Annotated in this window: 8 protein-coding genes; 5 read left to right on the top strand and 3 right to left on the bottom strand. The window is 38.8% G+C overall.

Annotated features, from left to right (window positions below):
* Positions 1 to 12 precede the first annotated feature (12 nt).
* Together Q7O55_RS06215 and Q7O55_RS06210 are read left to right on the top strand one after the other, a co-directional pair.
* Positions 13 to 1,326: an MFS transporter gene (locus Q7O55_RS06215; RefSeq protein ID WP_105086977.1), complete on the top strand. Its 1,314-nt coding sequence runs from the start codon at positions 13 to 15 to the stop codon at positions 1,324 to 1,326.
* A 146-nt stretch (positions 1,327 to 1,472) separates the two neighbouring features.
* A complete protein-coding gene (locus Q7O55_RS06210; protein WP_303929245.1) occupies positions 1,473 to 2,090 on the top strand; it encodes an SAP domain-containing protein in 618 nt (205 codons plus the stop codon).
* Between the two features lie 149 nt (positions 2,091 to 2,239).
* Here the strand turns inward: Q7O55_RS06210 and Q7O55_RS06205 are convergent, their stop codons facing one another.
* Both Q7O55_RS06205 and Q7O55_RS06200 read right to left on the bottom strand, forming a co-directional pair.
* Entirely contained in the window at positions 2,240 to 2,668 is a 429-nt protein-coding gene (locus Q7O55_RS06205) for a hypothetical protein (RefSeq protein ID WP_038125714.1), read from the bottom strand.
* Positions 2,668 to 3,591, bottom strand: coding sequence for a LysR family transcriptional regulator (locus tag Q7O55_RS06200; protein WP_008602616.1), 924 nt, complete (start codon positions 3,589 to 3,591; stop codon positions 2,668 to 2,670). Before Q7O55_RS06200 ends, Q7O55_RS06205 begins: the two co-directional genes overlap by 1 nt.
* Positions 3,592 to 3,977: 386 nt before the next feature.
* Here Q7O55_RS06200 and nifJ point away from each other — a divergent pair, with 386 nt between their 5' ends.
* The 3 genes from nifJ (at position 3,978) to Q7O55_RS06185 (ending at position 10,713) form a co-directional block, all read left to right on the top strand.
* On the top strand, positions 3,978 to 7,514 hold the full coding sequence (gene nifJ / locus Q7O55_RS06195; protein WP_303929242.1) for a pyruvate:ferredoxin (flavodoxin) oxidoreductase: 3,537 nt from the start codon (positions 3,978 to 3,980) through the stop codon (positions 7,512 to 7,514).
* A 196-nt stretch (positions 7,515 to 7,710) separates the two neighbouring features.
* Complete coding sequence (locus Q7O55_RS06190) at positions 7,711 to 9,327, top strand: methyltransferase regulatory domain-containing protein (RefSeq protein ID WP_303929240.1); 1,617 nt, start codon at positions 7,711 to 7,713, stop codon at positions 9,325 to 9,327.
* Positions 9,328 to 9,684: 357 nt separating this feature from the next.
* Entirely contained in the window at positions 9,685 to 10,713 is a 1,029-nt protein-coding gene (locus Q7O55_RS06185) for a YafY family protein (RefSeq protein ID WP_303929238.1), read from the top strand.
* A 46-nt stretch (positions 10,714 to 10,759) separates the two neighbouring features.
* Here Q7O55_RS06185 and putP read toward each other — a convergent pair whose 3' ends face one another.
* The gene (gene putP / locus Q7O55_RS06180; protein WP_303929236.1) at positions 10,760 to 12,247 is read right to left on the bottom strand and encodes a sodium/proline symporter PutP; all 1,488 of its coding nucleotides are present in this window, start codon (positions 12,245 to 12,247) and stop codon (positions 10,760 to 10,762) included.
* Positions 12,248 to 12,251 lie beyond the last annotated feature (4 nt).

Raw genomic sequence — 12,251 nt, 5'->3', positions numbered from 1 at the left:
GAAAGGAATTATATGAACTCATCTACACTAGAGCCTCAAAGTGGGGATATCAATTTCAGAGATTTTACGAAACGTCGTATGCTTCACGTAGTCTTACCATTGTTTATTGTTTCTATTATTGCCTTCCTGGATCGCGTTAACATTGCTTATGCAGGCTTGACTATGAAGGAGAATTTACCATGGTTGACGCCAGAAGTATTTGGTATGGGGGCAGGCATTTTCTTTATTGGTTATGTTTTGTTTGAAGTGCCTGCATCTTTAATTGCAGCTCGTTGTAATGCTATGCATTGGGTGGCGCGTATCATGTTTAGTTGGGGTCTCGTATGTATTCTTATGACGACGATGACCACTGAGTTGGAATTTTATGTTTATCGATTTTTACTTGGTCTATGTGAGGCTTCTTTATATCCTGTAATTTATTCATTACTCATTCCAAATTGGTTCTTGCCAAAGGAGCGCGCGAAGGCAATCTCCTTGATGTTGACATCTTTATTGTTCTCTAACATCATTGGTGGGCCATTGGCAGGTATTTTATTGGATACAACGTTCTTTGGTCTACATGGTTGGCGTACACTCTTTATCGTTGAAGCTATTCCTGCTGTGATCTTTGCGTTCATTTTCGCATTCTGGATGAAAGAGCGTCCTGAACATGCATCTTGGGTAACTGATGTAGAAAAGGTATATATTAAAGCCGAGCTTGAAAAAGAAGAGCAACAAAAGCAAGCCGTAAAGAAATATACTATTTGGCAAGCGTTAAAAGACCCAAAAGTATTGCGTTTAGCGTTAATCTATTTCTTGTGGGTTATTGGTTTCTGGGGCTTTAGTTTTTGGATGCCTCAAGTTCTTAAAAGCTTATCTGGATGGCCACCAAGCGTGGTAGCGTGGTCTATTGCTATTCCAATGACAGCAGCCTTACTTGTACAAATATACTGTGGTTACTCTTCTGAAAAGCGCAATGAAAAACGTTGGCACGTTGCTACTACATTGTTCATTGGTACTATTGGTTTCTTAGCAACACCACACAGTCCATCTCCAGAAGTTAGCTTATTCTTTATATGCTTAACTGCAGTAGGTGTTTACGGTGGTATGGGTGTATGGTGGACCATGCCAACAACCTTCTTATCTGGCGCTGCTGCAGCGGGGGCGATGGGACTCATTAACTCTTCAGGTAACATGGGGGGCTGGGTAGGTCCATATATGCTTGGATTCATCAATGGTCACACTGGTAGCTTTGCTTATGGTTACTATGTAATGGGGGCTTGTATGTTCCTTGCTGGTCTATTAATTTTGACACTTCCAAAATCTATGGAGCATAAAGAGGATTAAGTAGAGCTATATTATAGATAACTAGATTATAGACAACTTAATAGGAAAATATTTAACGAATGCTTCAATGGTGTGATTTTGGATACTATTCAATTTTATGTTACAATTTACAAAATAGTATTATTTAAACTTGAGGAGACAGAATATTGAAAGAGTGTAGACCTAAGTTTGATGAAATTACATCATTTGATGAATTTAATAAATATTATTGGTATCGTGATGAACTTTCACAAATATGTAAATCATTAGGATTAGAATATAGGGGAACAAAACAAGAACTCAATTATATTATTGAGCAGTACTTTAAAGGCGATTTAATTAAAAAATCATCAATAAAAAATAGAAGAAGGCAAGTGGAAACTATTACTTTAGATACACCATTACTTGAATGTAATTTTTCCTTTAATACGAAGTTTAGAGAATATTTCTCTGATTTAATAGGTGTTTCACGATTTAAATTTAATGCTGATATGGCTACTGCCTGGAGAAAAGTAAAAAGTGAAAAAAATACAAGCTTTACAATTGGAGATTTGCTGAAAGTATATTATGGTGAATCAGATTATGCAAAGTATGATAATTCGGTTTGTCAATGGAATCAATTTTATAAGGATTTTTGTGCAGATGAATGTAGTTGCAATTATTCGAATAAATTAAAAGTAGCATCTATTATTTGGAAAGAAGTTAGAGATTCAGAAAATGAAAAAATTTATTCAAATAATCTTTTAACTGAATATGCATATAAATTAGAAGCGTATCGCAAGTAGAAGCAATTCGTCATTGCAGAGACGTATGGGAAAACTAGCAATTAAATCTATCAAATAATAACGATAAAAGCACCTTATATCCTATGAGAAGTGTCATTTGTGATGACTTTTGTAGGTATGTAAGGTGCTTTTATTTATTCCTGATTTCTTTATTGATTTTGTTTTGTTACATCAGGCACTTTCCCAGGATTCATATCGAGGTTTAGATCTGTGGATTTGAATGGGCGTGGGTTTGCCTCTGGTGGTTGTACTTTGAGCTCTGGATGCAACCATTGCAGTTGTTTTAGTTCCCAGTCGTACTTGGCACCGTCATTTTGTAGTTGACGAATATCTTTTAGGATTTCGTCTAGTTGATCACTATGCTTATTAGCCATCCCTTCAAGAATGTAAAGACGACCTGCTACACTGTCGATGGTAGAGCCATCGTGGTCTTCATCGACACGCCATTGTAATTCAGAGATTTGTATTTGCTGGAATATGATAACGATAACCAGCACAATGATAACGCCCCACATGGGAGCTTCTTTAGCTTTCAAAAGGGCTCGCAATTTAGATGCGAGCCCAGATGGTTTGTTCATTATTGACGATCCTCGAGTTGTAATCCAGGTAATGGTAATTTGGAGTTTACAAAGTCTAACCACAAGCGAGAAGCGTGGGAGAGGTAATGACCCTTTTTCCAAATTACATAGAGGGTATGAATGATTTCAGGTACGAGAGGTCTTACGACAACCTTAGAACCAACCTCTGTATTTTCACCTACCTCAGGGCAGAGGCGAGATGGTAATAATGCGATAGCAAGGTTTGCACTAACCGTTTGTAACATGAGATCACGTTGGCTTGTTTCAAATACGATGTGCGGTTGGAAGCCGGTGTGTTTACAAGCTTTGATGATTTCATCATGTAAGTTGAAATCGTCTTTATGCAATACAAAGGATTCATCAGCTAGCATTTCTAGACGAATTTCTTTTTCTTTTGCTAAAGGGCTAGATTTTGGAATGATAACGGACAGTGGGTCACTCGTAAGGTAGAAAGATTCAAATTCTTTAGGGTTTGGTTTAGTACAGATGATGCCAATATCAATTAAACCTTCCTGAACGCTAATCTCAACCTTTTTAGAACCTTGTTCGTAGAGTTCCAATTCGATTTGTGGATATACTTTTTTAAATTCACCTAATAACTGGGCAAAAATGGGAGCATCCGTAATTGGTGGAATACCAATTCTGATGGAACCTTGCTCCAAACGAAATTCGTTTTCAAAATCAGTTTTTAGATGTTCAAACATAAACACAACGCGTTTAGCGTGGGTTAAGAAGATGGTACCCCCATCAGTAAGTTCTACAGATTTAGCATTACGCATGAAGAGAACAACACCAAGTTCGTCTTCTAAAGCTTTAATTGTACGGCTGATTGCAGATTGGGAGATGTGTAAATTCCTTGCAGCCTTACTAAAGCTTTTTTGATCAGCTACTTCAACGAAGTATTTCAAATGATGAAAATCCATAATTAACCCCCTAAAAATAAAACTTGGTTATAGGACGTGACCTAACTAAATGAGAATAGTTATTACTGTAATGCAATTAGCTATTACTTTATGTAAAGCATGGATAGCAATATTGGCAAAGCGACAGTCACTGTATGTGTTGCGTTGATAGGGCCCAGCACGTTATAATTAGCATATAGGGCTATATCAAGTTATGATATTAGGAATTATGGTTGTGCCCATCACAAAAAAGTATGCTCACACATAATGCCATATTATATATAACATATATATTATTGCATTATTTTTTCATGTGCGCAAGTTTGTAATGGTTGTTATTCCTAAACATAATGATAGATTAAGCAAGTGTTCTATTTTTGCTAAATGCTTAAGGAGGCAATAATCACATGAGTCGTAAATTTAAAACTATGGACGGCAACCAAGCGGCTGCTCACGTTTCTTATGGTTTTACAGAAGTTGCTGCGATTTATCCAATCACTCCATCTTCTCCAATGCCAGAACACATTGATGAATGGGCTGCATCTGGTCGAAAAAACATCTTCGGCAACACTGTTCAAGTTGTAGAAATGCAATCTGAAGCAGGTGCTGCTGCTGCAACCCACGGTTCTTTACAAGCTGGTGCATTAACAACAACCTTCACATCTTCCCAAGGTTTGTTATTGATGCTTCCTAACTTATATAAAGTAGCAGGTGAATTACTTCCAGGTGTATTCCAAGTAGCTGCTCGTGCATTGGCTGCACATGCTTTGGCTATTTTTGGTGACCATCAAGACGTAATGGCTGCTCGTGCAGCTGGTTGTGCTATGTTAGCTGAATCCTCTGTACAAGAAGTAATGGACTTGTCCGCGGTAGCTCACTTGACAGCTATTAAAACTCGCGTACCTTTCATCAACTTCTTTGACGGTTTCCGTACATCCCACGAAATTCAAAAAATTCAAATCTGGGACTATGAAGATTTAAAACCATTGGTTGACATGGATGCTGTTAAAGCGTTCCGTAAAAATGCTTTAAATCCAGATGCTCCTGTGACTCGTGGTACTGCAGAAAATCCTGACGTTTACTTCCAACATCGTGAAGCATCCAACAAATTCTACTTGAACGTTCCTGACGTTGTAGAACACTACATGAACGAAGTTAATAAATTGGCAGGTACTAACTACCAATTGTTCAACTACCATGGTGCTCCTGATGCTACTGATGTTGTTGTAACTATGGGTTCTTCCGCTCAAGTTGTAGAATCCACTGTGGATTACCTCAACAAATTGGGTCGCAAAGTTGGTTTTATCAACGTTCATTTGTTCCGCCCATTCGCAACAGATCGTTTGTTGAAAGCTCTTCCTAAAACTGTAGAACGCATTGCAGTTCTTGACCGTACTAAAGAGCCAGGTGCTTTGGCTGAACCATTGTTCTTAGACGTACAAGCAGCTGTAGTTGACGGTGGCCGTAATGTAAAAGTTATCGCTGGTCGTTATGGTTTGAGCTCCAAAGACGTTATCCCTGCAGACATCGTTGCTGTATTCGATAATTTAGCTGCTGAAAATGGTAAGAAATTCTTCACATTGGGTATCAATGATGATGTTACATTCTTGTCCTTAGATCGTGCTGAAGGCGTAGAAGTTGAAACTCCTGGTTTGACTGAATGTAAATTCTGGGGCTTTGGTTCTGACGGTACAGTTGGTGCGAATAAATCTGCTATCAAAATCATCGGTGACCACACTGATATGTATGCTCAAGCATACTTTGACTACGACTCCAAAAAATCTGGTGGCGTAACAATGTCTCACCTTCGTTTTGGTAAAAACCCAATCAACTTGCCTTACTTGATTACTGAACCTCAATTCGTAGCATGTCACCGTCAATCTTATGTACATGAATACGACTTGATTCGCGGCATCAAAAAAGGCGGTACATTCTTGTTGAACTGTACTTGGTCTCCTGAAGAATTGGATGAACATTTACCTGCTAAATTACGTCGTCAAATCGCAGAAAAAGAATTGAACTTCTACATCATCAATGCTGCGAAAATCGCTTCCGAAATTGGTTTGGGCGGTCGTATCAACATGGTGACACAAGCTGCATTCTTCAAATTGACTGAAATCATCCCTGTAGATGATGCTGTTAAATACCTTAAAGAATCCGTAGTAACTTCTTACGGTAAAAAAGGTCAAAATATCGTTGACATGAACAATGCCGCTATCGATCAAGGTGTTAACGCTTTGGTAAAAGTAGATGTTCCTGCTAGCTGGAAAGACGCTGTTGATAATGGCAATCATGCAGCTAAACCTGGTTGCGAATCTTGCCCATCTTTCGTTCAAAATATTGCACAACCAATCAATGCACAAGCTGGTTATGATCTTCCTGTATCCACATTCTCTGGCTATGAAGATGGTACATTACCTGCTGGTACTGCTAAATTCGAAAAACGCGGTCCTGCATTGTTCGTTCCAAAATGGTTGCCTGAAAATTGTATTCAATGTAACCAATGTTCCTTCGTATGTCCACATGCTACAATTCGCCCAATTTTGGCAACTGAAGCAGAAGTGGCTGCAGCTCCAGAACATTTCGATACAATCCCTGCATTGGGTGCTAAAGATCTTCAATTCCGTATTGCTGTATCCCCACTAGATTGCTTGGGTTGCGGTAACTGTGTTGATATTTGTCCAGCTCCTAAGGGCAAAGCTATCGTGATGACATCCATCGATACTGAAATCGAACAAGCTGAAGCTTGGAACTATGGTGTTAACCTTCCTGTAAAAGAAAATCCTATGAAGAAGGAAACTGTTAAAGGTTCCCAATTTGAACAACCATTGTTCGAATTCTCCGGTGCTTGCGCAGGTTGTGGTGAAACTCCTTACGCTAAATTGTTAACTCAATTGTTCGGTGACCGTATGATGATTGCCAATGCAACTGGTTGTTCCTCTATTTGGGGCGCTTCCATGCCTGCATCTCCATACACAACTAACCAACAAGGTCATGGTCCTTCTTGGGCAAACTCCTTGTTCGAAGATAATGCTGAGTATGGTTATGGTATGTACATCGGCGTTAAGAAAATTCGTCAACAATTAGTAGAATTGGCTTCTAAAGCAGTTGAAACTGCTACTGGCGAATTGAAAGAAGCTTTGGAACAATGGATTGAATTCGCTAACCTTGGTGCAGCTACTCGCCAACGTTCCGAACGTCTAGTGGCAGCTATCGAAGCTGAAGGCGCTACAACTCCTGAATTGAAAGAAATTCTTGAGAAAAAACAATTCTTAATCAAACGTTCCCACTGGATCTTCGGTGGTGACGGTTGGGCATACGATATCGGCTTCGGCGGTGTTGACCATGTATTAGCTTCTGGAGAAGACATCAACATCTTTGTATTCGATACAGAAGTATATTCCAACACTGGTGGTCAAGCTTCCAAATCCACTAATGTAGCAGCAGTTGCACAATTCGCAGCTTCTGGTAAACGTACTAAGAAGAAAGACCTTGGCATGATGGCTATGTCTTATGGTTATGTATACGTAGCACAAGTAGCTATGGGTGCAGATAAAAACCAATTGATGAAAGCTGTTGCAGAAGCTGAAGCATATCCAGGTCCATCCTTGATTATCGCTTACAGCCCATGTATCAACCATGGTATCAAAGCTGGTATGGGTAAAGCTCAAGAAGAACAACGTAAAGCTGTTGCAGCTGGTTATTGGGATCTTTACAGATATAACCCTCAACTTAAAGAAGAAGGTAAAAATCCATTCTCCTTGGATTCCAAAGAACCAACTGAAAGCTTCCAAGACTTCCTTAAAGGTGAAGTTCGTTACGCTTCCTTGGCTAAAGCCGCTCCAGATGTGGCAGAAGAATTGTTCGCTAAAACTGAACAAGACGCTAAAGAACGTCGCTTAAGCTATGTTCGCTTACAAAAAGGTTTTGAAGACGTAAAATAATTCGTTATTTAACGACTGAGAACTATATGAGGCACCCTTTCAAGGGTGCCTCTTTTGTATGTAATACTATATAGCTAAATGTGTTAATATCATATTATTTAGGTAATAACCGCTTTAAATGTAGGTAATATACTAGTAATTTGGTATAATGATAAATAACAATGTATATTTCATAAAGTTAAACATAGAGGTACATATGGCTAAGGATAATTCACAAATAGCAATGGAAGACATGCAGCAAACGATATATAAAGAGTTAGGCTATAAATCCTATCCATTTCCTTTTACAACGCCGGCCTATTTAGAAGCATATGGTGCTCTTGTAGGGCTAAATACTCCACCTGCGAAGACAGCTCGTGTTCTTGAACTAGGCGCTACTTATGGCGGTAATATTATTTCTCAAGCTGTATTTAACCCAGAGGCGACCTTTGTAGGCATTGAACTTTCACAAGACCAAGTAGAGAAGGGCAATCAAATTATTTGTGATGCAAAATTAGAGAATGTATCCTTGGTGCAAGGAGATATTTTGAATTTTGACGAATCTATGGGGACTTTCGATTATATTATTGCACATGGATTCTACTCTTGGATCAATGATGAAATGAAGGATAAGCTGCTCAATATTATTTCTAATCATTTGGCGGATAATGGTATTGCCTATGTGTCTTACAATACGTATCCAGGTTGGCATACCATGGAAGAAGTACGTCAGCTCATGCTGTTTGCTAATCGTGGCCAAGATAAGTTGACCCATAAGGAAAAGGTGTTGCGCGGTAAGACCGTAGGCAGTCTTGTGGGTGCTCAGATTCTTAACTATGATAACCTTAAAGAACGAAATAGTAAATTCCTTGGTGCATTGCGCTCTGTAATGCAAAAGGATGACTATTATGTAGGTCATGACCATCTAGAGCCGCATAATGATCCGTGCTATTTCTATCAATTTAATGATCATTTGAAAGCGCATAATCTTGCTTATGTATGCGATGCAGACCTTACACTATCTATGGTTCGTACCTATGATGAAAGTATAGCAGCTAAACTTGAGCAACTGGCTCCTAATAACCAAGCGGATCAAGAACAATATTTAGATTTTATACTAGATACGACATTCCGCAAGTCAATTATTTGTAAAGCTAGCTTTGCAAATAATATCAACTTTGCTGTTGCGAATCCGGCTGAAGTGAATACAATTCCTGTACGTACTATTGTAAATAGCTTTGTTTTCCAAATTCTCTTTGATGAGGAAGCACTGGAAATGTTTGAAAATGAGCTCGTAAGAGATACGTTCCAAGCAATAATTAAAGATGGTGGCACTTTCAATATGATTGAAGCCCTCGCTATTTTGAAAGCGGCTCATGAGGCGGCTCATGCATCTGATGATGAATTAGAACCTGCTGTATGTAGTTTATATCGAGCTGTAGTAGAGCATATGGTACGCGGAGGTATTCGCTTCTATAAAACATTCCCTGTAAAAGAAGAGTATATGGAGGGCTTGTCTTATATACCTGCCCGTTTTACAAACTTTGTAAAAGCTATTGTGAATGGTGGTAGTGAATATATGTATGGAGCAGATATGTTTAATGATGCTATTGGTGATATTTCTGAAGAGGATTTATTATTTATGGAGTTGTTGAACAAACCAAAAGCGAAATCCACGGTAATTAAAAAGATTAAAGATGCTCTCTTTAGTGCAGATCAGTCTCAACCTACAAAGCATCAAAATGCCATGGCTGAAGCTTTTTATAATGAATTAACAACGCGTATGGAACAATTGGGCTTTATTAGAAGTAAGAAAACAGGTAGTATTTCCTAATTGAGCTCGTTATTTGATTGTATTGCTATGAAGTTGTATTATATTCATTTTGATTTCATAGTTAAAATAAAAACCCGTTACACTTATAATATTTATATGTATTAAGTGTTAACGGGTTTTATTTAATACAATTAAATTTACTTTTATTTTATATTTATTACTTTTAGTTATTTTATATTGCTGAAAAAGTATAGTAAATCGATAATTTTAATGAGGAAAAAATGAACCGTTCATGAAAATATGGTATAATGTGTTTGGGTATTTTGTAAATATCATCCGATGTGTTGTGGATGATTCTATAAATTGTATTAGTTGATAAAGTTGTATTAATTGTGTTATTTGTAAAAGGAGTCTTTTATGGCATCTAAAAAGGCAGTTCTAGTATACATACTGGAAATCCTGAAAGACGAAACAGATGCTAATCATACGTTATCTCAAGAGGAGATTCGCAGTATATTAGCCGAACGGTACGAGGTATCCGTCGATCGGAAAACCTTAGGCCGTCATTTAAATGATTTATATGAATCTGGAGATTTTAGTATTCAATGTGAAGAGTCTGCTGTGGGAGCAGATGGCACAATCCGACGTACTGATTTCTATATGATTCATACTTTTGAAGATTCTGAATTGCGATTATTGATTGATGGTATATTGGCATCTCGCCATATTACTGCATCTCAACGTAAAGATTTAATCGGGCGTGTTGCAAAATTGGGTAGTTCCTATTTTAAGCCTCATGGTATTGATATTGAAAGTACTACAGGGTACCTTCATAGAAGCCAGGATTTATTCCTTAACATTGATCTCATAGAAGAAGCAATACAAAAGGGTAGAAAAATTTCGTTGGCCTATTGCCAACCAGATGTGGATAAGCGATTACATATTAATCTTGGGCCAGATCATAAGGAACGGAAGTATGTATTTAATCCATTCCAACTAGTAATGAATCGAGGACATTATTACTTGGTAGGAAACCACGAAAATTATGATGACATGTCTACATTACGCATTGATCGAATTGCACATATTACGGTGCTAAATGAACGTAGAAAACCGTTACGGGAGATAAAGGGATACCAACAACAACGCACCTTTAACGTGTCACAATACGTAAAGGAACATATTTATATGTTCGGTGGTGAATCTATTACTGTTACTTTTAAAGCTAGACGTTCCATCGTAAATCAAATTTTAGATTGGTTCGATGGCAATGTAGAGTTTACAAATATAACAGCTGATAATGTTGTATGTCGTGTACGTGTTAATCATGACGCCTTTAAATATTGGGCGCTCCAATATATGCAAAGTGTAAAGGTGCTTACTCCAGCTTCTTTAGTGACAGAAGTAAAAGCCGCAATTGAGGAAGGTTTACACCAATACTCATAAATAAAAGCTAGTTGATCGGTGAATCAACTAGCTTTTTTATGTTTTCTTATAGAATATGCATTTTTTCTGCTTCTCTATAGTCTTTTAGAACCGGTCGTGGAGGCAATTTACCTATGAGGCTCACAATATAGATTGCGATAGAAGAGAGGATGAAACCTGGTACAATTTCGTATAGGCCAAGGAATCCAAATTGTTTCCAAAAGAGTACTGTCAAACCACCTACAACAATACCAGCGATACAGCCGTGACGCGTCATGCGCTTCCAGAATAGGGAGAATAAGATTGCCGGGCCGAAGGCTGCGCCGAAGCCTGCCCAAGCATAGGCTACCATCGTCAAGATATAGCTGTCTGGATCCATAGCCATATAGATGGCAATCAATGCCACTAGAAGCACTACAATACGGCTTACTAATACAAGCTCTTTATCGCTTGCTTTTGGATGGATGATATTAGCATAGAAGTCGTTAGAAATAGCAGAAGCTGTTACTAACAACTGTGCTGAAGCGGTACTCATGATGGCTGCCAATACGGCGGACCAGATAAGCCCTGCTATAAATGGAGTAAAGAGCCGTTCAGTCATGATGAGGAATATTGTTTCCGCATCAGTGCCTACTAACTTATCTGGCAGCATGTAAACATGACCGATGAGACCTACAGCAATAGCTGCCATAAGGGATAAGATAACCCATACCATGGCGATGTTCGTAGATTTCTTAAGTTCTTTCGCATCAGAGATAGCCATGAATCTAACTAGGATGTGAGGTTGACCAAAGTAGCCAAGCCCCCAACCAAGAGAAGAAATTAGGGCGATAGCCCAAGTAAACCAATCAGATGGATTACCAAACAAGCTAAGTCCTTGTGGAAACTCATGTTGGATGAGTTGGAATGTTTCAATAGGGCCACCCATGTACATGGCTGCTGTAATTGGTACTGCCAAGATGGCAAAGAACATTAATGCGCCTTGAATACAGTCTGTCCAAGATACGGCGAGGAATCCACCAAGAAAGGTATAGAATACGACGATACCGGCGGTGATGAAGAGGGATACTGTGTAATCTAGACCAAAGATGGTATTGAACAATTTGCCCCCTGCTACGAAGCCTGATGATGTATAAATCAAGAAGAAAATCAAGATAAATAAGGCGGAAATGACAGCTACCGAATGAGACTGATCGTGGAAACGATTCTTCAAATAATCCGGTAATGTCAAGCTATCACTGGCTACCTCTGTATGATTACGCAAGCGCCTAGAAACGAATTTCCAGTTCGCCCAAGTACCTAATGTAAGGCCTACGGCAATCCACACACCAGAAATCCCCGTAGTATACGCTAGACCCGGCACACCCATGAGCATCCAACCACTCATATCTGATGCCTCTGCACTGAGTGCTGTGATCCATGGTCCTAGTTGTCGGCCTCCGAGGATGTAATCACCAATGCTGTTTGATTTGCGATAGTAGTAGACCCCGATATACATCATGAGTCCTAGGTATAAGGCAAAGGCGATAATAATCATTAAGTTGTCATGTGTCATGCCT

It is taken from the genome of Veillonella parvula (assembly GCF_945949885.1).
Lineage (GTDB): Bacteria > Bacillota > Negativicutes > Veillonellales > Veillonellaceae > Veillonella > Veillonella parvula_B.
Note: the sequence above shows the minus strand (reverse complement) of the source record. Positions and strands in the feature narration are given on the sequence as shown.